Source organism: Neomegalonema sp., assembly GCF_028688855.1.
GTDB lineage: Bacteria > Pseudomonadota > Alphaproteobacteria > Rhodobacterales > Rhodobacteraceae > Neomegalonema.
The window spans coordinates 118,281-140,329 of the sequence record NZ_JAQTXI010000010.1; the positions used below are offsets into that span (position 1 = coordinate 118,281).

A 22,049-nucleotide genomic window follows, 5' to 3' on the forward strand; every position below is an offset into this window, starting at 1 on the left:
GGGGCCGCCCCTCGCGGGAGAGGCGGCGAAAGGCGAAGGCGGATCAGTCCGCGATCCGCCAGGTTCCGGTCACGGTCACGGTGATGCTCTGCTCGCCGCCCGCGATGGGGGTCGGCGGAGCGGCCATCGGCGCCGCGGCGGCGCGGGCGAAGGCCACCACCGGGAAGACCGGGCCGGAGACCTGTTCGCTCAGGCCGTCGAGCTTGCCGAGCGTCACGCCGAGGGCTTCGGCGTATTCCTGCGCCTTGGCGCGGGCGTTGAGCGCGGCCTCGCGGCGGGCGGCCTTGAGGAGTTCGTCGCGGTTCTCGATGTCGAAGTTCACGCCCGCCGACTGGTTGGCGCCCGCGCCGACCAGAGCGTCGAGGGTGGGGCCGACCTTGGAGATGTCCGTCAGGCGGACGTTGACCGTGTTCGAGACTTCATAGCCGCGCAGCACCTGGCGTCCGCCGCCGCCGGCGCCCTCCTGCACCCAGTCGTAGCGCGGGCCGAGGGTGAAGTTGGAGGTCCGGACGTCCTTGTCCTCGATTCCGGCGGCCTTGAGCGCCTCGAAGACGGCGGTCATGCGGGTCGCGTTCTGCGCGACGGCCTCCTGGGCGGTGTCGGCCTCCACCTGCACGCCGACCGAGACGGTCGCGAGATCGGGGGCCGCCGTGGCCGAGCCCTCGCCGGACACCGAGATCAGGCGGTCGTCGGCGAAAGCCGCAGGCGCGGCGGCCAGAAGGCCGGACAAGGCCAGACCGGCGGCCAGAACGGCGGGGCGGAGGACGGGACGCGACATGGAAAGCTCCTGCGGGAAAGGAAAGGATGGAAGTGCTGCGGCGCATATAGGCCGCCCATCATGGCGGAAAAAGAGCGGGCGCGGCCCGGATCGGGGCGAATCCGTGGAATTTCTCTCCGCGTTCGGAGAGGCGGGCGGATCACGAGGCGGGCGGGGCGCCTTCTCCGGTCATGCGCGAGAGGGTCGCGTCCTTCCAGAGGACCTGATGCAGGACCACCATGAAGACATGCCCGCAGATCAGCGCGAAGAGCGTCCAGCCGAGCGGGCCGTGGAGCGCGTCGCCGACAGACCGCAAGGCCTCGTCGGGCGCGGGAGCCTGGGGCAGGATCTCGAAGCCGAAGGCGTTGAGCGGCGCGCGGGCCATGGCGTGGAAGCGCAGCACCGCGAGGCTCGGCACGAGGATCATCAGCGCGTAGAGCGCCAGATGCCCCAGCCAGGCCGCCCGCCCCAGGAAGGAGGCCTCGTGCGGAGGGCGGTTGCGGGCGTTGAGCAGCCCCCAGGCGCCGCGCAGGAGCGCGAGCGCGAGAATCAGCACGCCGGTCTGATGATGGGTCCGCCACAGGGCGCGGGCGGCGGCCTGAGCCTCGCCGCCGCTCTCCCAGAAGAAGACCCTCAGCAGCACGCTGGCCATCTGCCAGAGGAAAAGCCCGACCATCCCCCAGTGCAGGAGCTTGCTGATCAGGCCGTAGGCGGCGGGGGAATCCGTCAGGCGGAGGCCGGAGGGGGCGGAGGATCTGGCGACGGGCATGGGCGGGCGGACTCCGGAGGGAGGATGGACGGGCGGAGTCAGGCCTGGCCGGCCTTCACGCGGAAGGCCGCCGCGCGGAAGGCGGCTGCGGCCGGACCCGGAGCGCCGGAGATTGGCCCGCCCTCGCCGCCGGAGCAAGGGAGCCCGCAAGGCGGGGCGCTCGCTTTCGCGTGAGCAGGCGCGCGCGGAGGAGGCGTCTGCGGCGCCCGGGATGAAAACGGAAGGCGCGCCCCTGCGGACGCGCCCTTCCGGCCTGCTCGCCGGGAAACGTCCTGTCGCGGCCTCACATGAGTTCGCGCACCTGGATGACCGCCGGGCCGATGATCACGATGAACAGCACCGGCAGGAAGAAGATGATCATGGGCACGGTCAGCTTGGCGGGCAGGGCGGCGGCCTTGCGCTCGGCGAGGGACATGCGCTCGTTGCGGCTCTCCTCCGAGAGCACGCGCAGGGCCTGGCCGACGGGCGTGCCGTATTTCTCGGCCTGCACCAGAGCGCCCATCAGCGCCTTCACCGGCTGGAGCCCCGTGCGGTTGGCGAAGTTCTCGTAGGCCAGGCCGCGGTCGCCGAGGAAGGAGAGCTCGGCGGTCAGAAGCCCGATCTCCTCGCTCAGCGCCTTGGATTGCGGCGTGATCTCGTGCATCACCTTGTGGAAGGCCTTCTCGATGGACATGCCCGACTCCACGCAGATGACCATCAGGTCCAGCGCGTCCGGATAGGCCCGGAGCATCTCCTTCTGACGCTTCTGCGTCAGGTTGCTCAGGAAGACCGTCGGCGCGTAATAGCCCGCCGCCGCCGCCACCAGGATCGCCACCGAAGTCCGGAAGAGGTCGAAGTCCCCCGCCCGGAACATCCACATGTAGACCAGCGCCATCGACCCCGCCACGATGGGCAGCATCGCGCAGAAGAACACGTAGACGATCGCCGCGTTGCGGCTGCGGAACCCCGCCCGCGCCAGCTTCTGGCGCAGGCTGGTGTCGTTGATCATCTCCTGGAGGCGGAACTTCTCCACGGTGTTCCGCATGGCGCGGATCTTCTTGTCGGCGGCGGGGCCCTGGTTTCCGCGTCCGCCGGACTCCATGCGGTGCAGGCCGCGCAGATTCTCGCGCCGACGGCGCACGCTTTCGAGGCGCTCGGTCAGGGAGCTCGCTTCGGAGCTCCTCATGCCGATCAGCGCGTAGAGGATGCCGCCCACCGCGAAGCCCGCCAGAAGCGGCGCGACGAAGGGCGTGATCATGAGGATCAGATCGGAATTCATGAAGGAATCTCCAGCCGCGGCCCCGGAGCCTCCGGCGATCCCCCTGGATCCTGCGGAAGCTCCGGCTTCTGTTCTCGTGGTCGCGTTCCCGCGGCGGGCGGCCCTTCGGGCGCCGCCGGACGACGCGCTAGATGTCGATGGCGATCATCTGCTGCATCACGAAGATGCCCAGCCCCATCCAGAACAGACCAATGCCGAGCAGGATGTTGCCGAGCTCCTCGGTGAAGAGCAGCGCGATGTATTCCGGAGACATGAAGTAGAGCACCAGGCCCAGAAGGAAGGGCAGCGAGCCGATGATGGCCGCCGAGGCCTTGGCCTCCGAGGAGAGGGCCTTGATCTTGTTCTTGAGCTTCTTGCGGTCGCGCAGCACCGTGCTGAGGTTGGTCAGGGCCTCGGCGAGGTTGCCGCCCGTCTGCTTCTGGATGATCAGCACGATCGAGAAGAAGTTGACCTCCGCCAGAGGCAGGCGGTCGTACATGCGCTTGAGCCCGTCCTCCATCGAGACGCCCACCGTGAAGCTGTCGACGAGGCGCTGGAACTCGCCCGCGACCGGCTGCTGCATCTCGCGGCCGATGAGCTTGAGCCCGTCGTTCACCGGAAGGCCCGTGCGCACGCCGCGCACCAGAACGTCGATGGCGTTGGGGAACTCCTCGATGAACTTCTTCTCGCGCTTGGCGATCATGCGCTTGAGCCACCAGCGCGGCAGGAAGTAGAGCGTCACCGGCAGCGAGGCCAGAGACACCAGCGGCGAAACCTTCATCACCAGAATCAGCACCGCCAGGGCCGCCAGAGCGACGCCCACGAAGATCCCCATGTAGCCGAGGACGCTCTGCGGCACGCCCGCCCGTTCGAGCAGGACGCCGAGGTTGTTCGAGCTGGTCTGGGTGAGGCGGCGTTTCTCGCTCTTCTTGATCTGGTCCTGGATGGTCTTCTTGCGGTCGGCGGCGGTGGAGGCCGTGAGCGAGGCCGCCGACGACTTGCGCGTCATGGCGCCGCCGGTCAGCCTGCGCCGCGAGAGCGTCCCCGCGCCGTCGGCGCGCATGCCCACCAGAGCCGTCAGGAGTCCGGCCACCGCCAGGAAGGTGGTCGCGCCGGTCAGGTAGACGACGTGCTGCGAAGGCAGGTTCGCGATGATGTTGGTCAAGATGTCCATGGGGGGAGGCCCTTTCCTGAAGCCGGCCCGTTCCGATCCTGCGCGGGATGATAGGGCGACGAAGCCTCACAAATCCTTGCGCCGCGTCGTCCCCGGCGCGGAATCTCCGGCCGGGGGACGGCGCCTCTGCGTCTCAGCTCAGATCCTCGTCCATGCTGGTCAGGGCGCCCTGGAGCTCCACCTCGCGGTTGTAGCTCTGGGCGCGCTCCCAGAAGGCGGGCTGGCCCACGCCGGTCGAGAGATGCTTGCCCACCAGCTTGCCCTGGGCGTTCTCGCCCGTGACCTTGAAGCGCACGATGTCCTGGGTGATGATCGTCTCGCCCTCCATCCCGAGCACCTCGGAGACGTGGGTGATGCGGCGCGAGCCGTCGCGCAGGCGCTGGGCCTGCACGATCACGTTGACCGCCGAACAGATCATCTCGCGGATGGTCTTGGAGGGCAGCGCGAAGCCGCCCATGGTGATCATCGATTCAAGACGGCTCAGACATTCGCGCGGGCTGTTCGCGTGGAGCGTGCCCATCGAGCCGTCATGGCCGGTGTTCATGGCCTGGAGGAGGTCGAAGGCCTCCGGGCCGCGCACCTCGCCGACGATGATCCGCTCGGGACGCATGCGCAGACAGTTCTTGACGAGGTCGCGCATGGTGACCTCGCCCTTGCCCTCGAGGTTCGAGGGCCGGGTCTCCAGACGCACCACATGGGGCTGCTGGAGCTGAAGCTCCGCCGAGTCTTCGCAGGTGATGATGCGCTCGTCGTCGGCCGAGAAGCCCGAAAGGCAGTTCAGCAGCGTGGTTTTACCAGAGCCCGTGCCGCCCGAGATCAGGATGTTGCACCGCGAGGCCGCCGCGATCTCCAGGACCTTCGCGCCTTCCGGCGTGATGGCGCCGAAGCGGACCAGATCGGCCATCTTCAGCTTGTCCTTCTTGAACTTGCGGATCGTGAGCGTGGGGCCGTCGATGGCCAGCGGCGGCGCGATCACGTTGACGCGCGAGCCGTCCAGAAGGCGGGCGTCGCAGATGGGGCTCGATTCGTCGACGCGGCGGCCGACCTTCGACACGATCCGCTGACAGATCTCCAGAAGCTGGCGATTGTCGCGGAAGCGGATGTTGGTCAGCTCGATCTTGCCCTTGGTCTCGATGTAGACCTGATCGGCGCCGTTCACCATGATGTCGGCGATGTCGTCGCGTTCGAGCAGAGGTTCGAGCGGGCCGTAGCCGAGCACGTCGTCGCAGATGTCGTCCACGAGGCGGCGCTGTTCGGCCACGCTGAGGACGAAGCCCTTCACCGCCACGATCTCGTTGATGATCGTCGAGATCTCGTTCTCGGCGTCCTCGCGCGAGAGCGCGACCACGCGCGACAGGTCCATCGCGTCGATCAGCGCCGAGAAGATGTCGGTCTTGAGGGCGTAATATTCCTGGGTGTGGATCGGATCGCCGCGCGAACGCTCGGTGGCGGCGGCCTTGGCCTCCTCCTCGGCGGCGGCCATGGCGGGGGTCTTCTTGTTGGCGCGGGCCTTGGCGCGCAGGGCGCCGAAGCCGCCGCCGGAGCTCGGCGTGGAGTCGCCCGCGAGCGAGACGCTCGTGACCTTGCCGACGGGCACGACCTCGCCGGATTCCTCCTCGACCGCATGGGCGGCGGCGGCCTCCGGACGGATCGGGCCCGGCCCGACGCCTCCGGGCCTCGGCCCGCCCGGACGCGGCGGAGGGGCGCCGGCGGGGCCGCCGAAGCCCGGAGGCGGACGCGAACGCGACAGGTCCATGTTGAGCGCGTCGGTGGGCTTGGGCTTGATCCTCGGGCCCAGGCCCCCCAGACCGCCCGCGCCGGCCGGGCCGGGCGGAGGAGGCGCCTTCATCCCGGGACGCGGCGGAGGAGGCGGCGGAGAGCGCCGCGGCGGAGGCGGCGCGCCCGTCGGCATCCCGAGGCCGCCGAATCCGGCGGGCGCCTCGCCCTGGGGACGGCGTCCGAACATTTTGGGGGGCGTCGGGGGGTTGCTCATGTCTCGTCACTCTCGGGGGCTGACGGAAGCGGGCGGAGCCCGTCCTGATCGCGGCTCCGCGCCGGGGCGCGGAGCCGTCTCAAGCGGTCATTTGCGGTCGTCGTCCTCGTCCTCGTCGTCGTCGTCTTCGGGCTCCTCGTCCTTGCGGCGGGCGCGGAGCTTGTCCATGAAGCCCTTGACGGCGCCGAAGGGGTTGAGGCCGCCCTTCCTGGCTCCGCCGGTGGTCACGCCGCCGGGCGCGCCGCCCGAACGCAGGATCCGCCGCCCGTTGCGGGTGGTGGAGAAGAAGCTGTCCGAGAAGGCGTCCAGATCGGTGGTGACCTTGTGGCGCGGGGCGCTGTCGAAGAGCATCTGGCCGCCGTTGGAGGCCGCGCCGAAGACCGCCGCGTCATAGGGCAGCACGAGGTCCGGATGGGCGCCGAGCACGCTCACGTAATCCTTGAGCGGAATCTCGGGACGCTTCTCCACGCCCACCTGATTGAGCACGATGCGCGGCGGCGGATCGTTGGGGCGGCGGCTCTTGAGCGAATCGTAGAGCCCCTTGACGTTGCGCAGCGAGGCCAGGTCCGGCGCGCTGACCAGAACGATGTCGTCGGCCAGAAGCAGGGCCTGGCGCACCCAGGGCGTCCAGCCGTGGGGGGCGTCGATCACCACGTAGTCGCCGCTCTTGCGCAGCACGTCGAGCAGCGAGGTGATCGCGGTCTCGTCGATGTCCACCTTCACGTCGAGCGTGCTCGGCGCCGCGAGGATGCGCAGATGCTGGTTCTCCTCGATCAGCAGGCGCTTGAGCTTCACGTCGTCGAGCTTGTCGCCGTCGGCGAGGGCGTCGAGGATGCTGCGCGTCGGATCCTGGTTGAAGTCGAGCCCGGCGGTGCCGAACTCGATGTCCAGATCGAGGATGATCGTCTCCTTCTGGCGCCGCCGCGCGATGGCCGCGGCCACGTTGTGCGCCAGGGTGCTGGAGCCCACGCCGCCCTTGGAGCCCACGAAGGCCAGGATCTTGCCCATGGGCGTCGTGGCGGGCCCGGCGTAGATCGCCGAGATCGCGTCGATCACCTGCATCGGCGAGGAGGGGGTGACGATGTATTCGTCCACGCCCTGACGCTTGAGCTCGCGGTAGAGCGTCACGTCGTTGGAGGGCGCCGCCACGACCACCTTGGTCGAGGCGTCGCAGACTTCGGCCAGCATCTCCAGCTCGCTGAAGATGCCGAAGCCGCCTTCGGAGCTCTCGACGATCAGCAGGTTGGGCGTGCTGGCGTCGCTGTAGGACTTGGCCGCCCGCGCCACGCCGCCCATCGAGACGGCGAGGCTGGTCTTGACCATGCGCCGGTCGGCGGCCGCGCCGCGCAGGGCGTCTGCGAAATTCTCCGTCTCGCAGAAGGCTTCGATGCTGACGCGGGGGATCACGCCCTCGATGGGCGCGAAGGCCTCCTCGGAGGGAGAGCCCATCGGACGGGCGGCGGCGGATTTGGCGGTGGCGGTGCGGGCCATGGGGGTCTTCTCCTGAAGCGACCGTCAGTTGCCGATCATCGAGGTGGTGCCGGTCTGGCCGCGGCTGCTCTGGGTGAGTTCGCCTTCGCGCCAGTCGCCCAGAACGCGCTCTTCGCGCGGCCAGTCCGGCGCGGTCATGGGCTGGGGGCCCTTCAGATCCGAGGGATAGGCGATCTGCGCCGCCATGTTCACCGAGGTCGCGCAGCCGAAGCTGGGGCTCGGGGTGTTGGCGCGGTTGAGGCGCATGTCCTCGGCGGCGGGCGGACAATGGGTCGTCGCCCCGGGGGGGAAGACCTGCCAGGGAAGGGCGGCCTGCTCCGGCCCGTTGGGGACGGAGCCGGAGCAGCCGGCGAGGAGGGCGGCGAGCGCGCCGGCGAGCGCCGCAGGTTTCAGGCGTCCGAGCATCACGCTCTCCCTCAGTTCAGGATGAAGCCGAGCGGCGCCCGGAGGGCGGCGCGGGCGGCGGCGGGGTCGTAGGGGCCGGCCCCGTAGGTCGCCTGGACGCGGCCCAGCATGTAGAGGTCGGCGTCGCTCGGCGGCGCGAAGCCGTCGGTGGGCAGGACGAAGGCGTCGGGGGCGTTGGGGCGCACCAGATAGGGCGTCACCAGGATCACCAGCTCCGTCTCCGAGCGCTTGAAGTCGCTGGAGGAGAAGAGCCGCCCGAGGATCGGCAGGTTCTTGATGCCCGGAAGACCGGCGTGGTCTCCGGCGTCGCGCTGCTGGATCAGCCCCGCGATGGCGATCGCTCCGCCCGAAGGCGCCTCGATGACCGTGTTGGCCCGGCGGATGGCGATGCCGGGGATGGTCACGGCGCCGGTCGTCAGGGCGCCTTCGTTGGTCAGCTCGCTGACCTCGGTCGAGATCTTCAGGCTGATGCGGCCGTTGTCCAGCACCACGGGGGTGAAGTCGAGCGCCACGCCGAAGTTGCGGAAGTCGTAGCCGATGTTCCCCCGCTCGTCGATCGAGACCGGATAGGGGAACTGGCCGCCCGCGAAGAAGCTGGCGCTCTCGCCCGAGACCGCCGTCAGGTTGGGCTCGGCCAGAAGCCGCGCCACGCCATGGCGCTCGAAGGCGCGCACCAGGCTGGAGAGGGTGAAGTCCGCCACCGTCGCGCTCAGGCTCGCGGCCAGGCCGCTGCCCACGAGGCCGTTGACGTTGAAGGGGTTGCTCAGGGTGATCTCCTGGGCCGCGCCGCCGATCCCGCCCTTGCCGCCCAGATTCACGCCGAACTGCTTGACGATCTCGCGGCGCATCTCGGCCACGCGCACCTTGAGCATCACCTGATTCTCGCCGGCCACGGCCATGCGGTCGATGATCTCGACGTCCTCGCCCTTGACCTGCACGCCGCCCGCCGCGTTGATCGCCGCCACGCCCTGACGGACGAAGCGCCGGATCTCCTGGGCCTCGCGCAGGCTGGAGGCCTGGCCGCGCAGGATCACCTGGCCGAGCATCGACTCGATCCGCAGGTTCGCGCCGGGGAAGTTGGCGCGCAGCGAGGCTTCCAGAGTGCGCAGGTCGGCCTCGACGCGGAGCTCCAGATTCAGGATCTGCGCGCCGTTCTCGTCGAAGACGAAGATGTTGGTCTGGCCGACCTTCAGCCCGTAGAGCAGGATCTGGCGGTTGGTCCGCAGCGTCGCCGAGGCGATGCCGGGGTCAGCCACCACCACTTCGCGCGCCGGAGCCGGAAGCTTGAGCAGCGCCGTCTTGGAGACGTGCACGACGCCCGCCTGGGAGGCCGCGCCCTCGCCGCCGATCTCGATCATCGAGGGGCCGTAGAGCCCGTCCTGGACCATGTCGGCGCCGTAGCCGCTCATGCGCGAGAACATGTCCGCGCCGGGGCGGCCTTCGGCCTGGTCGAGGTAGTAGTTCGCGGAGGAGGGCACGGAGCCCGTCTCGAGGGGCCCGGACTGCAGATAGGACTGGCCGGGATCCCAGACCGGGCCGCCCACCCCCGACGAAAAGCCCACGGGAGACGAGGAGCCCTTGAAGGCGTCGGCCAGAGCGGGCGCGCAGGCCAGAGCGCAGGCGGAGAGGACGGCCGCCGGACTCAGGCGGCGGAGGATGCGGACGCGAAGCGTCATTTCGGGGTCTCCTCGGTCGCGGGGGAGGCGGAAGGCATGGTCGGCACGGCCGCGGCGGAGCCGCTGCGCACCACGAGCAGGCGCGGCGGAGGAATCGCGCCGGGCGCGACGGCCGGGGCGGCCGCCGCCGCAGGCGCCTCGTCTTCGGAGGCGGCGCCGAACCGGGCGCGCATGGCCTCCTGGGTCTGGCGGCGCACTTCCTCGTACTGGGCGCGTTTGGTCTCGGCTTCGGCGATGAGGCGCGCGGCCTCCTGACGCAGGTCGAGGCGGGTGGTCGGCATGATCTTGTCGACGTCGCCGCCGAAGGCCGAATTCAGCTCCTCGAAGCTGAGCAGGCTCAGGGTGATGAAGCCGCGCGACTGCTGCGCGATCTGGCGCGCCAGAGCCATCAGCTCGGCCTGATCGGGCGTCACCTCGACGGTGGCGGTCGCGCCGACCACCGAAGGCTGACGCACCCCCTCGCCGAGCACCTGGTCGATGGCCAGGATGCGCACGTGACGCATGATGGTGTCGGTGCGGTTCTCGGAGATCTGGCGGTTCACCACGCCGGTCTCCTCGTTCACCATGTCGATGGTGAAGGCGCGGGTCAGCAGGATGTCCACGTAGTCGCCCGGCAGGATGAAGCCGCCTGCGCCGGTCACGTCGGAGATCGGAAGGCTGATCGCGCGCATCCCTTCGCGCACGATGCCCGACATCAGGCCGCCGCCCTGAAGATCGAGGATCTTCGACTGGGTCAGGGGCTCGCCCTGGGTCAGGCGCGTGCGGGTGACCTTGCTGGTCACTTCGTCCAGAGCCTGGGGGCGCGAGCTGCGGGTCACGAAGGAGGTGACGAGGGCGTCGGCGGGCCAGGCCTGCCAGCGCACGTCGCCGGGGCGCAGCGTCTCGCCGATGCGGATGTCGCGCGAGACGACCAGCACGTCCTCGGTCCGGGCGACGGGCGCCACGGGGGCCGCGGCGCCCGCCATCACGGGTTGACGCGGCAGAGCCGCCTGACTGTTCATCGCGCTCTTCACCAGCCACATCGTCGCCATGGCCGCCAGACAGGCGCAGAGTAAAATGAAAATCCTGACGCCACGCACGCTGCGTCTCCTCTTGCTGACGAGAGGCCTGGAAGGGCCCGCCGCATGACTTCGCCGTCTTGAAGAGTCCGAATCCGGACCTCCGATCGGTCCGAGAACTATGCGCGTCTTGTCCTAAAATTGTTTTAGGAGGCGCCGCGAAGGGATGGTTTCACGCAAGAGGGTTGGAATCCCGACGCGAATCAGGGAAAACGGCGGCGGAGGTCCTTTCCCGGACCTCGTCCGGACATCGCCGCCGTCTGCGGGGCGCCCCTCCTTCGGCGACGGACCCCTGGTCCGGGGCGAGGGGAGGGCTTCTTCGGCCCGGCCCCGATCCGGACGGATTTCGCCGTGTTCTCCGGTCTTGATGGACCGGATCAACCTTATGAGGTCACCCTGTGAGGATCGTCGCCCTGTTCGTCGTCGGCGCCGCCCTGGTCGCGACGGCCGCCGCCACAACCGCGGTCGCCCAGGACGCCCGGACGCGCCTGATGGAGTCGCGCTTCTGGAGCGCCTTCAAGATGCAGCCCGCCGACGGGCCGGTCTGCTGGGCCGCCACCACGCCCACCCAGTCCAACTACTCCCAGAATCCGGGAACGGTGGGCGAGACCTTCCTGATGGCCTCCTACCGGCCGCGCGCCGGAGTTTCGGGCGAGATCAGCATCATCTCGGGCGTGCCCTTCGATGAATCGCGTCCCGTCACGCTCCAGGTGGGCCGCTCGAACTTCACCCTCTTCGCGGTGGGCGACGGCGCCTGGGTCGAGGGCGAACAGGAGGAGCGTCGGCTCTTCAGCGCCCTGCGCGGCGGCGCCACCGCCATCGTCACCGCCGGAGTCGCGGGGGGATCGCGCGTCGAGCACAACTTCTCGCTCGCGGGCTTCACGGCGGCCTCCAACGCGGCTCAGGCCGCCTGCCGCTGAGGCGTCCGCAGCCCCGGACGCAGACCCGGACGGAACCCGGACTCCGGCGCATGGGTGGGCGCCGGGACCGGACTCCGCGGAGGTCAGGCGGGGGGCCGGGCGGGGCGCCGCCGCCGATTCGCCCTCCCGGCGAGTCGCGCGCCGGATTTCGGGCGCGCCTTCCCCTCGGGAGGGGGCGCTCAGAGACGCCGCAGGCCGGAAAGCGCTGCGGAAGGGCGGATCTCGCCCACGACCTCCGCACGGCTGTTGCGGATGGGCGGCGCCTTGAGGGATTCCGTCAGGGCTTCGGCGCCCCCCGTCGCGCCGAGCGCCGTCAGGATCGCCGCCAGAGCCGATTCCGCCGCCCGATTCGCGCCGTCGTCGATCTTCAGCGCCAGACCGATCCCGCGTCCCGGCAGGATCGCCGTGAAGACGCCGTCCGCCCCCACCTTCACCACCGCTTCGTCAGGCAGAGCCTCGGTCAGCCGCGTGCAGGCCCGGCCCTCGCCCGCGATGAGGAAGGGATGCGCCTTCATCGCCCGCCTCAGACGCAGCTGGGCGGCGTCATGGGCGTCGCCGTCTCCGGCCGAGGCGAATCCGGCCATGGCCCGCGCCACCCCCGCCAGAGAAGCCGTGAAGTTCGGCGCCGCGCAGCCGTCCACGCCATGGGCGGGGAGAGCGTCTTGTCCGGTGGCCTCGGCGAAGGCCGCGCCCACGGCGCGTTGAGTCGGGGCCTCGGGGTCGAGGTAATCCGCCGGAGCCGCCTTCAGATGGCGCGTCAGGGTCAGGAAGCCGCCATGCTTGCCCGAACAATTATGGTGCAGGCGGCAAGGCTTCTCGCCGGTTCCGCGCAGACGCTCGGCCTCGGCCCTGTCGCTGGGCTCCTGCGGGCCGCAGCCCAGATCCGACTCCCCGAGGCCCAGAGCCTCCAGCCAGGCGGAGACCCGCCGCACATGCTCGTGCGAGCCCTCATGCGAGGCGCAGGAGAGCGCCAGATGCTCCGAGGTCAGGCCATAGGCCTCGGCGGCGCCCGAAGAGACCAGGGGAATCGCCTGGATCATCTTCACCGCCGAGCGGGGGAAGATCCGGCGCCCGACGTCGCCCAGGGCGAAGATCAGCTCGCCGTCCGGACCCGCGACGGCCACCGCGCCGCGATGGAGGTTCTCCACGATCTCGCCGCCCTTGCGGTCGCGGCGGGTGGTCTCGACGAGGACGGGATTGACGGAATCGGACATATGGAGGCGCCTCCCTGAAAGTCGCGCGCGATCTTTTGCGCTCGGGGCGCAGGCGCGTTATATTAAGCCTTCAGACGGCGGGGACCAGAGGTCTCGCGCCCTTTTCGCATTCTCGAAGCCCGGAGATTCCGCCCATGACGCCCGCTCAGGCCGTCGCCTTTCCCTCGACCGCGCCGCAAGCCGAGGCTCTGGCGCCTGATTTCCGCGTCGCGCCGCGCAAGGTCTCCGAATCGGCGAAGAACCTGATCGGCATGACCCGCGAGCGCATGCTCGAGGCGCTGATGGATTTCGGCATGGACGCCAAGGCCGCGAAGATGCGCCGGGCTCAGATCTGGTCCTGGCTCTATCAGCGCGGCGCCCGCGATTTCGACGAGATGACCAATCTCGGCAAGGGCCTGCGGACGGAGCTGGCTCAGGCCTTCCAGATCGCGCGCCCGGAGATCACCACGCGTCAGATCAGCTCCGACGGGACGCGCAAATATCTCCTGCGCATCGAGGGCGGCCATGAGGTCGAGGCGGTCTACATCCCCGAAGAGGATCGCGGCACGCTCTGCGTCTCTTCGCAGGTGGGCTGCACCCTGACCTGCACCTTCTGCCACACCGGCACGCAGAAGCTGGTCCGCAACCTGACTCCGGCGGAGATCGTGGGTCAGGCGCTCGTCTGCCGCGACGATCTCGACGAATGGCCGCGTCCCGGCGAGAAGATCGACGACCGTCGCCGCATCACCAACATCGTGCTGATGGGCATGGGCGAGCCGCTCTACAACCTCGACGCCGTGCGCGACGCCATGGCCATCGTCATGGACGGCGAGGGCTTCAGCCTCAGCCGCCGCCGCGTGACGCTCTCGACCTCGGGCGTGGCGCCGGAGATTTTGCGCGCGGGCGAAGAAATCGGGTGCTTGCTGGCGATCTCGTTGCATGCGACGACGGATGAAGTCCGCGACAAGCTGGTTCCGATCAATAAGAAATGGAACATCGAGGCTCTGCTGAACGCGGTGCGGGCCTATCCGCGGCTCTCGAACTCCGAGCGCGTGACCTTCGAATACGTCATGCTCAAGGATGTGAACGATTCCGACGCCGACGCGCGGCGGCTGGTGCGGTTGATCGCGGGGATTCCCGCCAAGATCAACCTCATCCCCTTCAACCCTTGGCCGGGGACGATCTATGAATGCTCCAGCTGGGAGCGGATCGAATCCTTCGCCGAGATCGTCAACCGCGCGGGCTACGCCAGCCCCATCCGCACGCCGCGCGGACGCGACATCCTCGCCGCCTGCGGTCAGCTCAAGTCCGCCACCGAGCGGGCGCGCAATCCCCGCCGCGCGGGGGCCGCTCCGGAGGCCGAAGCCTCCTGAGCGGCGCAGAGTTTCAGGCCGGCTTCGAGTCGAAGACCACGAGATCCACGCCGCCGGAGGCGAAATTCGGAATGTCGCCGGCGGCGGCCTGGCCGTCCGGGGTGGCGAGGCCCGCCTGCAGGGCGGCCAGCGAGTCGAATTCGAGCACGGCCACCTTGTAGACGTCCTGGGCTCCGGCCACGGCGGTCACGGGGCCGTCGCTGACCGTGTAGCCGCGCAGGCCGGGGATCTTGCGGGCGAGAGGCGCGTGAGTCGCCGTGTAATAGGCGTCGAACGCGGCCTTGTCCTTGGGCGTCTTGTAGAAAGCGACCAGACGAGCCATGGGGTTTCCTCCTGATGTATCGGTGTCGAGCTCTCCGGAATGGTGAGGGGGCGGCTTCGAAGGGTCAAGCGCCCCCGGCTCCGACCAAGGTCCGCCGCAGACCAAAGCATGAGGCGCCGCCGAAGCCCTGAGCCTCGGCGGCGCTTCCTGGTTCAGCGGTTGTCGAGCTGGGCGCGCACGACCTTCAGCCCCTCCGGCGAGATGCGGTAGGGGCCGCCGCTCCGCGAGGCGATCAGGCCCCGGCGACGCAGCTTGCGGAAGACGTCGAGGGTGCAGTCCGCGAGGGTCCAGCCTTCGCGCGTGACGCAGTCCACCGCGAGGACGCGGCCTTTCTGCTGTTCATGGCGGATGACGCCGCCTTGCGCGAGCGCATGCAGCGTCCGCTGTTCGAGCTTCGAGATGTTCATTGAAGATGTCCGGGATCCGGCAGGCCGAAATTCCCCGGAGCCCGAGGCTCCGGAGGCGAATCAGGCCGACGGCGTTCGAAAGGGCTTCGAAACGGCGTCAGCGGCGGATCGCAATCCCTGACATCTATGCTCCTCTGGCGCGGCGGGCCCGATGGGGCGGCCGTGAGGATCGGACAAGGCGCGCAGGATGATCCTCCGCGCGCCCGGGGTCAACCGGAAATCAGCCCGGACCCTTGCGGGCGGCGGAGATCAGCTGCTTCACGCCGTCGAGGGCGCCTTCGGCGGCGTACCCGGCGTCTTCGCCCCATGCGCCGTCGAGCGCGCCACGCGGGACTTCGTTCTCCTGAAGCACCTGGCCCACGCCGCCGCCCAGAGCGTCTTCGAGCCGCCAGGTGATGCTGATCACGTCGCCGCCCGCGCCGCCGGATTTCTTCTCGACCTGACCCGCCAGCACCATGGCGCCGGGCGTGCCCTCGGGCACGACGCGTTCGCCCGCATTGATCAGCAACTGACGCAAGGCCGCGCTGAGGCTGCGGTCTCCGTCGCCGGGCGCGCCGAAGACGCCCCGGAAGGCGATGGGCGCGGTCGCCGTCGTGGAGGCGATGGGCGTCGGCGGGCCGAAGCCGCCGCCTCCGGAGAGGGCCGGAGCCGCGACGGGCGCAGGAGGCGCGGGAACAGGCGCCGGGCGCGGAGGAGGCGCAGGCGCGGGAGCAGGCGGCGCCATGGCGACGGGCCGGGGAGGGCTCGCCAGAGGCGCGGGCGTCGGCGCCGGGAGGGTCTGAGCTTGGGGCGAGGGCTGGACCCCCATGACCGCCATCGGCGGGCGCGTGGCGGCGGGCGGGGCGCTCGGGAGGGGCGCGAATCCCGGAGAGCCCTGCGCGACGGGGCCGCCGGGCGAGAATCCGCCGCTCTGCGTCGGGATCTGAGGCGGGGGCGCGGGGCGCGTCGGGAGGGCCTGTCCGCCCTGGATCGAGACCGGGGCCGGAGCGGGAGAGGCGAGCGGCGCCGGTCCGAAGACGAGCGGCGCGGCGGAGGGCGCAGGCGTCGGGTTCGGGCCGAAGGCCACGGCGCCGCTGCGGATCGGGGCGGGCGCGGCGGGGCGCGGCGCGGAGGAGGGCAGGGCGCCCGAGATCCCCCCCGAGAGCCCGCGCGCCAGACGCTCGGCGCTGCGGCGGCCCGCGGCGCTCAGGGCTTCGTCGCTCAGGGCGGACCAGGGGTCGATTCCCGGCTGGGCGGCGAAGGCCTGGCGCTCGAAGACCTGATCCAGCGTGCGGCCGACGGAATCCATCAGCCGCCATTCGAGCAGCAGCGCGCCGCCTTCCAGAAAGGCGCGGCCCTCCAGACGATAGGCCTGGGGCGCCGCCGAGAAGGCCGCCTGACCCACCCGCAGCCCCAGCGCCGAGGACAGGGCCTCGCGGATGACGTAGCCGCGATCCTGCGGCGCGCCCTCGACCGGCAGCACCGCGATGTGGCGTCCGGCGGGCGTGACGAGCAGCTCCGCCCCGAGCGGCGGCGCGCTCAGCTGCGGCGTCGCCACGATGGAGGGCGGCTTGACCAGCATCGGCGGGCCGCCCGCATAGGGATGCGTCGGCGCCTCGGGAATGGCGGAGCGTCCCCGGAAGAGCGACTGGGTGAATTCGCATCCGCTCAGCGCGGTCGCGGTCAGCAGCGCCAGCGCCAGAGGGCGGAGACGGACAGGGCGCAAGGCGTTGGACGAAGGAGGGTTCATGGGCGGCGCCTATCCTCGGAAATGCGGTCGGAGCGCCGCGAAGATAGGCTCAAGAGCGTTAACCGGTCGTTGACCGTCCCATGGCGGATTTTCATCTGGAAACCGCAGGAAACGCGCCAGGTCGCGCTTCCGGCGAAGGATTCCCCCGCCGGAGCGCGAAAGGAGGAGGCGCGTTTCCTTCCGCCTTCAGGCGGGGTTCAGCGCCACGACCGAAAGCTGGCGTCCGTAATCGGGCTCGCCCCAGTGGACGGCGCGCCGGTTGCTGAAATAGCGCGTCGCGGCGCCGTAGGTGCAGAGCCCGAGCCCCTGCGACTCGCCGACGCCCGCCGCCTTCAGCCGCGCCAGCACGTAGCCCGGCAGATCGAAGCGCCAGCGTTCGGGATCGGCGTGGTCCTCGGCGAAGAAGGCCGCCGCCTCCGGGCCCGAGGCCAGGAACCCGGCGCGGAACTCGCCCGAGACCTGATAGTTGCGCTGCGCGATGCAGGGCCCCACGGCGGCCCGGATGCGCCCCCTCTCGGCGCCGAGCCCGACCATGGCCTCCACCGCGGCCTCCAGCACGCCGCCGAGCGCGCCCTTCCAGCCCGCATGCGCCGCGCCCACCACGCCCGCCCTGCGGTCGGCGAAGAGGACGGGCGCGCAATCGGCGGTCAGGATTCCCAGGGCGATCCCCGGAACGCGCGTGACCAGAGCGTCGGCCTCCGGCGCCTGGCCGGGCGCCCATGGAGCCTCGACGACCACGGCGGCGGCGCTGTGGGTCTGATGGGCCGAGACCAGCGCCGCCGGCGCCAGCCCCAGAGCCTGCGCGACCCGCGCGCGGTTTTCGGCCACGCGCTCGGGCAGGTCCTCCTTCGCGCCGCGTCCGCACTGGAGGGACTCGTAGATCCCCGGAGAGACGCCTCCCTGACGCCCGAAGAAGCCGTGACGGATCTCCGGACGCTCCAGAAGAGGCGCGCGCTGGAAAGGCGGACGAAGCATGCGGAGATCCTCCCTCGGCGAATCGCCTTTCTCTAGACCCCCGCCGTCAGGGCGTCCAGAGCGAGGGCGCGCGTCCCGGCCCTCCTTGCGGACCTGGAGCGGGCGCGGGCCTCTCCGGGCTCCGGATCCGGGGCGCGGCGGGCCGCTCCGGAGGGGCCGGAAAGGGCTCCGCAGACCCCCGGACCTGATCCGAAAGTCGGGGAGGGCCCGGAATCCCAGAAAATCCGTTTCTTTTTCGCCGCGAATCTGTAATTTTCTTTCAATGATCAGGCCCAAACCGCTCTGAAGGGCGGCGGAGCCCAAGAAAATCACAGAAGCCGCTCCATTCCCTCGCGGGTCCTGGCGCGCATACGGAGCCGAAATGCCAGGCGTCAAACTGGATCCCATCGACCGCAAGATCCTCGCCGAACTCCAGGCCGACGGACGGATGACCAACGTCGACCTTTCGCAACGCGTGGGCATCTCCGCGCCGCCCTGCCTGCGCCGCATGCGCGCGCTCGAGGAGGAAGGGCTGATCCGCGGCTATCACGCCGACGTGGACGAACGCGCCCTCGGCTTCGACGTCATGGTCTTCGCCATGATCGGGCTGAAAAGCCAGGCCGAGGAGGATCTCGAAGCCTTCGAGGCCCTCGCCCGGAGCTGGCCGCTGGTCCGCGACTGCCACATGCTCAACGGCGAGATCGACTTCATCCTGCGTTGCGTGGCGCCCAACCTCTCGACCTTCCAGAAGTTCCTGACCGATCATCTGACCTCGGCGCCCAACGTGGCGAGCGTCAAGACGCGCCTCGTGATCCGCACCGCCAAGCGCGAGCCGGGCGTGCCTTTCGAGCTGCTCGATCAGACCACCTCCGTCTGACGGGGCCTCCGCAGGCGGCTCCGGGCGGAGAGGGAGACCCCTCTCCGTTCAGAATCGCGGCTGGATGCGCGGCAGCCCCGCGAAGGGCGCGGGCGCGGAAGCGGCCTCCTCCTCGGGGGCGGGCGGGCGCGGAGCCGCAGGCGGCTCCACGCCTTCGAGCGTGACATGGGCGCCGACCTCGTCCCAATGGACGTCCACGATCCGCACCGGGCCCGGCTGCTCGCGCGCGAAGAGCGCCCGCGCCAGCGGATTCACCAGGTGGGCCTCGATCCTGTTGCGCACGCCGCGTCCGCCCTGCGAGAGGTCCGCCGTGCAGAGCGCCTTCAGCGCCACCCGCGCGCCGGGCGCGATCTGCACGGAATGGCCCGCCGCGCGGGTCTCCAGAAGGACGCGGGCCAGCAGCATGTCGAAGATCCTCGACGCGATCTCCGGGCGGATGAAGTCGAAGACGATGAAGTTCTCGCCGAAGCGGTTGAGGATCTCGGGGCGGTTCAGCGTGAGGGTGAAGTAATCCTCGATGGCGCCGCGCACATGGGCGCGGATGGCCTCGTAGGGCTGGTCCGGCGAGACCAGAGCCCGCCGCCGCCCTTCGGCATCCTGTCCCGAGACGCCGAGATTCGAGGTGAAGACGATCAGCGTCTCGGAGAAATAGACCCGGTCGCCGCGGCCCGAGGTCAGCACGCCGTCGTCGAGCACCTGGAGGAACTTGTCCAGCACGCGCGGATGGGCCTTCTCGATCTCGTCGAAGAGCACCACGCTGAAGGGGCGCTCGCGGACGGCGTTGGTCAGCTCGCCCCCCACGTCGTAGCCCACATAGCCCGGCGGCGCGCCGATCAGCCTCTGGGCGGAATGCTCGGCGCTGAACTCCGACATGTCGAAGCGGATATAGGCGGATTCGTCGCCGAAGATCATCCGCGTGACCGCCTTGGCGAGCTCGGTCTTGCCGACGCCCGTCGGCCCCGCGAGGAAGGCCACTCCGCGCGGACGGTCGCCCGAGCGCCCCCCCACCCCCAGAGCCGCGCGCTTGACCACGTCCATCATGTGCCGCAGGGCGTGCGGCTGCCCGAGCACCCGTTCGGCGAGGCGCTTCTCGCCTTCGACCACGGTGCGCCGCTCGATCTTGCGCCAGGGGTCGTCCGTGGCGCCGACCTTGTAGCGGCGCACCGCCTCGGAGATGGCGGCCACCCCCACGCCCTCGGAGCGGGCCAGCAGCGCGATGGCGTTCAGATCGGTCAGGAGCATGCCTTCCGATCCGTCCACCAGGGCGTCTTCGGCCTGCCCGAGGGCTTCGGGAGTCTGGCCCTGGGCGTCGGGCAGGCTGCGGATCACCGAGGGCGCGATCATCCGGCGCAGGACGCGGTCGGGCGGCGGAATCGGGATGTGCCGCAAGCGCGGATTGTTCACCACCAGCCAGTCGGGGAGGTCGCCCTCCTTGTCGGCGATCCAGAGCGCCACGTTGAAGCGCGGCGCCCGGTCCGGACCCACCGGACGCGCGACGGCCTTGTGGCTGAGCACCAGGGCTTCCGTGAAGAAGGCGTGCTCCTCGGCGGTCTGGACGTCGGCGCGCAGGCTCAGCCGCGAGGCGAAATGCACCAGCAGCGCCAGAGGCGGGCCGTCATGGAAGGTCAGGCGGCGCAGCACCGCGCGCAGCAGATCGGGGCCGACCCCGAGATCGGCGCCCTGGAGGCCGAGCGAACTGAGGATCGCCGAAGAGGGGCGTCCGGGGGTGGTCTCGCGGGCGTCGGCGAGCGCCACGCCGCGCAGGGGATCGTAGCTCAGCACGGCGGCGTAGCCCATGTCGCGGAGCATCGCCGCCAGAGACTGCTCCAGCGTGGCCGAGGAGGCGAAACGCCCCGTGGCGCGGAATTGCAGGTCGCGCACGTTGCCGGTCAGCAGGAACTGGCTCTTGAGCGGCAGGAAGCGCCGCAGATCGCGCATCCAGCGCGGCTCCTGAAGATCGGTCGATTCGGTCAAGCCCGCTTTCTCCCCTCGGCATGGCCTCTGCGGGCCTTCCGGCAGGAATAGCGCGCTTCCACGAAGGAGGGATTAAGAGCGCCTCCGCACGAGACGCGCGAAGGTCGGGCGCGTCGCGGGAGGACGCGCCCCGGGAGGTCGGGCTTCAGGCGAGATGCTTGCGGAACCAGTCCAGGGTGCGGGACCAGGCCAGTTCGGCGGCCGCCTCGTCGTAACGGGGCGTGGAGTCGTTGTGGAAGCCGTGGTTGGTGCCCGGATAGACATGGCCTTCGTAGGTCTTGCCCTCGGCCTTGAGGGCCTCCTCGTAGGCGGGCCATCCGGCGTTGACGTTGGGGTCGGTCTCGGCGAAGTGCAGCAGGAGCGGGGCCTTGATCTTCGGGACCTCCGCCGCCGGCGCCTGACGCCCGTAGAAGGGGACCGCCGCCGCCAGCTCGGGATAGGCGACCGCCGCCGCGTTGGAGACTCCGCCGCCATAGCAGAAGCCCGTGATCCCGATCCTGTCGGTGGTCAGATCGCTGGCGAGCAGGAAGTCTATGGCGGCGAAGAAGTCGTTCATCAGCTTGGCCGGATCGACCTGCTGCTGCAGCTCGCGGCCCTTTTCGTCATTGCCGGGATATCCGCCCATGGAGGTCAGGCCGTCGGGCGCGAGGGCGACGAATCCGGCCTTGGCGAGGCGTCGGGCCACATCCTCGATATAGGGATTCAGGCCGCGGTTCTCATGGACGACCACCACGCCCGGAACCGGCCCCGTCGCGCCGACGGGGCGCACGAGATAGCCGCGGACTTCGCCATGTCCGTTCGGCGAGGGATAGCGGATGTATTCGGGGAGGATCTCGGGATCGGTGAACTCGACCTGCTGCGCGAGGGCGTAATCGGGGGCGAGGCTGCCGAGCAGGGCGGCGGCGGTGAGTCCGCCGACGGCGAATCTGGCCGCGCGGTCGAGGAATTCGCGCTTGGTGATGCGGCCATGGACGTAGAAATCATAGAGTTCGAGCAGTTCGGGGGGGAAGTCCCGGGCGGTGAGGCGGGGGGCGGGGGCTGTCATGGGCGTCGCCTTCCTGTGATCTTGATCTGCGCGACGAGCCTACATGCGGAAGCCCTGCGGGGGGAATCAAGACAAGGCGAGCGCGGAGGCGAGCGCCCTGAAGACGACGCACGCCCGGGAGCAGGCTGCGCCGGAGCTTCACGATCTGGCCGGAACTGGAAGAATGGCGGGCCGCGACCGATAGTGATGATCACTACGTTTACGCCATAGCCCTCTGAATTTCTCTCTCCACCCAACGAGGTGCAGGTCTTTCGCGTAGCCCCGGCAATCATCAGATTGCGTCTCGTCGTGCCGGGTCACTCCGGCATCCTACCTGAATCAGGTTGTCGAGTGTCGATTATCACTATAGTGTCGCGCCACAAAGGTTTGGTGAGAATCACTGACGATGCACCCAGGAACAACAGTCCGACAGGATTGCCTTGAAAAGAACGGGTTGAGCGTCACTGACGCTGCTCGGGTTCTTGGCGTGGATCGACAGACCCTCAGCAACTTACTGAACGCCAGATCGGGCATCTCACCGGAGATGGCCATACGGTTAGAAAAGGCGTTCGGAATACCTGCACGCGAGTGGCTGATGCGGCAGCTCGACCACGAGTTGGCCGAGGTTAGGCAGCGCGCTGGAGATATTGATGTCGAGCCTTTCAGCACAGTGAAGGCTTCAATAGATGGGCGGAAGGGGCGTTGATGTCTTCTAA

General features: G+C 69.7%; 20 protein-coding genes. 4 read left to right on the forward strand and 16 right to left on the reverse strand.

What is annotated here, in order from left to right:
• Window positions 1-43 precede the first annotated feature (43 nt).
• The 9 genes from PHN62_RS09605 to cpaB all read right to left on the reverse strand — a co-directional run bounded on the left by PHN62_RS09605 (window position 44) and on the right by cpaB (window position 10,581).
• A complete protein-coding gene (locus PHN62_RS09605; RefSeq protein ID WP_300149643.1) occupies window positions 44-778 on the reverse strand; it encodes an SIMPL domain-containing protein in 735 nt (244 codons plus the stop codon).
• 139 nt (window positions 779-917) lie between these two features.
• On the reverse strand, window positions 918-1,526 hold the full coding sequence (locus tag PHN62_RS09610) for a cytochrome b (RefSeq protein WP_300149644.1): 609 nt from the start codon (window positions 1,524-1,526) through the stop codon (window positions 918-920).
• Window positions 1,527-1,809: 283 nt separating this feature from the next.
• Window positions 1,810-2,784: a type II secretion system F family protein gene (locus PHN62_RS09615; protein ID WP_300149647.1), complete on the reverse strand. Its 975-nt coding sequence runs from the start codon at window positions 2,782-2,784 to the stop codon at window positions 1,810-1,812.
• Window positions 2,785-2,911: 127 nt separating this feature from the next.
• Window positions 2,912-3,937, reverse strand: coding sequence for a type II secretion system F family protein (locus tag PHN62_RS09620; RefSeq protein WP_300149650.1), 1,026 nt, complete (start codon window positions 3,935-3,937; stop codon window positions 2,912-2,914).
• A gap of 133 nt (window positions 3,938-4,070) precedes the next feature.
• Entirely contained in the window at window positions 4,071-5,930 is a 1,860-nt protein-coding gene (locus tag PHN62_RS09625; RefSeq protein ID WP_300149653.1) for a CpaF family protein, read from the reverse strand.
• A gap of 87 nt (window positions 5,931-6,017) precedes the next feature.
• Complete coding sequence (locus PHN62_RS09630; protein WP_300149656.1) at window positions 6,018-7,421, reverse strand: AAA family ATPase; 1,404 nt, start codon at window positions 7,419-7,421, stop codon at window positions 6,018-6,020.
• A gap of 24 nt (window positions 7,422-7,445) precedes the next feature.
• A complete protein-coding gene (locus PHN62_RS09635) occupies window positions 7,446-7,826 on the reverse strand; it encodes a CpaD family pilus assembly lipoprotein (protein WP_300149659.1) in 381 nt (126 codons plus the stop codon).
• 11 nt (window positions 7,827-7,837) lie between these two features.
• Entirely contained in the window at window positions 7,838-9,502 is a 1,665-nt protein-coding gene (locus PHN62_RS09640; protein WP_300149661.1) for a type II and III secretion system protein family protein, read from the reverse strand.
• Window positions 9,499-10,581 carry a Flp pilus assembly protein CpaB gene (gene cpaB / locus PHN62_RS09645; RefSeq protein WP_300149664.1) on the reverse strand — a complete coding sequence of 361 codons (1,083 nt, stop codon included), beginning with the start codon at window positions 10,579-10,581 and terminating at the stop codon, window positions 9,499-9,501. The genes PHN62_RS09640 and cpaB overlap by 4 nt, the downstream gene beginning before the upstream one ends.
• 377 nt (window positions 10,582-10,958) lie before the next feature.
• Between cpaB and PHN62_RS09650 the strand changes: the two genes are divergently transcribed.
• A complete protein-coding gene (locus PHN62_RS09650) occupies window positions 10,959-11,480 on the forward strand; it encodes an invasion associated locus B family protein (RefSeq protein WP_300149667.1) in 522 nt (173 codons plus the stop codon).
• A gap of 179 nt (window positions 11,481-11,659) precedes the next feature.
• On the opposite strand, the gene PHN62_RS09655 is transcribed toward PHN62_RS09650, so the two are convergent.
• Complete coding sequence (locus tag PHN62_RS09655) at window positions 11,660-12,694, reverse strand: asparaginase (protein ID WP_300149669.1); 1,035 nt, start codon at window positions 12,692-12,694, stop codon at window positions 11,660-11,662.
• A 134-nt stretch (window positions 12,695-12,828) separates the two neighbouring features.
• Here PHN62_RS09655 and rlmN point away from each other — a divergent pair, with 134 nt between their 5' ends.
• On the forward strand, window positions 12,829-14,046 hold the full coding sequence (gene rlmN / locus PHN62_RS09660; protein ID WP_300149671.1) for a 23S rRNA (adenine(2503)-C(2))-methyltransferase RlmN: 1,218 nt from the start codon (window positions 12,829-12,831) through the stop codon (window positions 14,044-14,046).
• A 13-nt stretch (window positions 14,047-14,059) separates the two neighbouring features.
• Here rlmN and PHN62_RS09665 read toward each other — a convergent pair whose 3' ends face one another.
• The 4 genes from PHN62_RS09665 to pgeF all read right to left on the reverse strand — a co-directional run bounded on the left by PHN62_RS09665 (window position 14,060) and on the right by pgeF (window position 17,479).
• A complete protein-coding gene (locus PHN62_RS09665) occupies window positions 14,060-14,368 on the reverse strand; it encodes an EthD family reductase (RefSeq protein WP_300149674.1) in 309 nt (102 codons plus the stop codon).
• A gap of 152 nt (window positions 14,369-14,520) precedes the next feature.
• Entirely contained in the window at window positions 14,521-14,775 is a 255-nt protein-coding gene (locus tag PHN62_RS09670; RefSeq protein WP_300149676.1) for a YjhX family toxin, read from the reverse strand.
• A 220-nt stretch (window positions 14,776-14,995) separates the two neighbouring features.
• A complete protein-coding gene (locus PHN62_RS09675) occupies window positions 14,996-16,504 on the reverse strand; it encodes a hypothetical protein (protein ID WP_300149679.1) in 1,509 nt (502 codons plus the stop codon).
• A 186-nt stretch (window positions 16,505-16,690) separates the two neighbouring features.
• A complete protein-coding gene (gene pgeF / locus PHN62_RS09680; RefSeq protein ID WP_300149682.1) occupies window positions 16,691-17,479 on the reverse strand; it encodes a peptidoglycan editing factor PgeF in 789 nt (262 codons plus the stop codon).
• Between the two features lie 361 nt (window positions 17,480-17,840).
• On the opposite strand from pgeF, the gene PHN62_RS09685 reads away from it, so the two are divergent.
• On the forward strand, window positions 17,841-18,335 hold the full coding sequence (locus tag PHN62_RS09685) for an Lrp/AsnC family transcriptional regulator (RefSeq protein WP_300149685.1): 495 nt from the start codon (window positions 17,841-17,843) through the stop codon (window positions 18,333-18,335).
• 48 nt (window positions 18,336-18,383) lie between these two features.
• Here PHN62_RS09685 and PHN62_RS09690 read toward each other — a convergent pair whose 3' ends face one another.
• The gene (locus PHN62_RS09690; RefSeq protein WP_300149688.1) at window positions 18,384-20,309 is read right to left on the reverse strand and encodes an AAA family ATPase; all 1,926 of its coding nucleotides are present in this window, start codon (window positions 20,307-20,309) and stop codon (window positions 18,384-18,386) included.
• Window positions 20,310-20,454: 145 nt separating this feature from the next.
• Window positions 20,455-21,354 (reverse strand): YghX family hydrolase, encoded by a 900-nt coding sequence (gene yghX, locus PHN62_RS09695; protein ID WP_300149692.1) that lies wholly within the window; start codon window positions 21,352-21,354, stop codon window positions 20,455-20,457.
• Between the two features lie 385 nt (window positions 21,355-21,739).
• Here yghX and PHN62_RS09700 point away from each other — a divergent pair, with 385 nt between their 5' ends.
• Window positions 21,740-22,039 carry a HigA family addiction module antitoxin gene (locus tag PHN62_RS09700; protein ID WP_300149695.1) on the forward strand — a complete coding sequence of 100 codons (300 nt, stop codon included), beginning with the start codon at window positions 21,740-21,742 and terminating at the stop codon, window positions 22,037-22,039.
• The last annotated feature ends 10 nt before the right edge of the window (window positions 22,040-22,049 follow it).

What these genes read in the sequence shown, in the direction of transcription:
- PHN62_RS09605 (WP_300149643.1), bottom strand. Translation starts at nt 778, where the DNA reads ATGTCGCGTCCCGTCCTCCGCCCCGCCGTTCTGGCCGCCGGTCTGGCC.
- PHN62_RS09610 (WP_300149644.1), bottom strand. Translation starts at nt 1,526, where the DNA reads ATGCCCGTCGCCAGATCCTCCGCCCCCTCCGGCCTCCGCCTGACGGAT.
- PHN62_RS09615 (WP_300149647.1), bottom strand. Translation starts at nt 2,784, where the DNA reads ATGAATTCCGATCTGATCCTCATGATCACGCCCTTCGTCGCGCCGCTT.
- PHN62_RS09620 (WP_300149650.1), bottom strand. Translation starts at nt 3,937, where the DNA reads ATGGACATCTTGACCAACATCATCGCGAACCTGCCTTCGCAGCACGTC.
- PHN62_RS09625 (WP_300149653.1), bottom strand. Translation starts at nt 5,930, where the DNA reads ATGAGCAACCCCCCGACGCCCCCCAAAATGTTCGGACGCCGTCCCCAG.
- PHN62_RS09630 (WP_300149656.1), bottom strand. Translation starts at nt 7,421, where the DNA reads ATGGCCCGCACCGCCACCGCCAAATCCGCCGCCGCCCGTCCGATGGGC.
- PHN62_RS09635 (WP_300149659.1), bottom strand. Translation starts at nt 7,826, where the DNA reads ATGCTCGGACGCCTGAAACCTGCGGCGCTCGCCGGCGCGCTCGCCGCC.
- PHN62_RS09640 (WP_300149661.1), bottom strand. Translation starts at nt 9,502, where the DNA reads ATGACGCTTCGCGTCCGCATCCTCCGCCGCCTGAGTCCGGCGGCCGTC.
- PHN62_RS09655 (WP_300149669.1), bottom strand. Translation starts at nt 12,694, where the DNA reads ATGTCCGATTCCGTCAATCCCGTCCTCGTCGAGACCACCCGCCGCGAC.
- rlmN (WP_300149671.1), top strand. Translation starts at nt 12,829, where the DNA reads ATGACGCCCGCTCAGGCCGTCGCCTTTCCCTCGACCGCGCCGCAAGCC.
- PHN62_RS09665 (WP_300149674.1), bottom strand. Translation starts at nt 14,368, where the DNA reads ATGGCTCGTCTGGTCGCTTTCTACAAGACGCCCAAGGACAAGGCCGCG.
- PHN62_RS09670 (WP_300149676.1), bottom strand. Translation starts at nt 14,775, where the DNA reads ATGAACATCTCGAAGCTCGAACAGCGGACGCTGCATGCGCTCGCGCAA.
- PHN62_RS09675 (WP_300149679.1), bottom strand. Translation starts at nt 16,504, where the DNA reads ATGAACCCTCCTTCGTCCAACGCCTTGCGCCCTGTCCGTCTCCGCCCT.
- pgeF (WP_300149682.1), bottom strand. Translation starts at nt 17,479, where the DNA reads ATGCTTCGTCCGCCTTTCCAGCGCGCGCCTCTTCTGGAGCGTCCGGAG.
- PHN62_RS09685 (WP_300149685.1), top strand. Translation starts at nt 17,841, where the DNA reads ATGCCAGGCGTCAAACTGGATCCCATCGACCGCAAGATCCTCGCCGAA.
- yghX (WP_300149692.1), bottom strand. Translation starts at nt 21,354, where the DNA reads ATGACAGCCCCCGCCCCCCGCCTCACCGCCCGGGACTTCCCCCCCGAA.
- PHN62_RS09700 (WP_300149695.1), top strand. Translation starts at nt 21,740, where the DNA reads ATGCACCCAGGAACAACAGTCCGACAGGATTGCCTTGAAAAGAACGGG.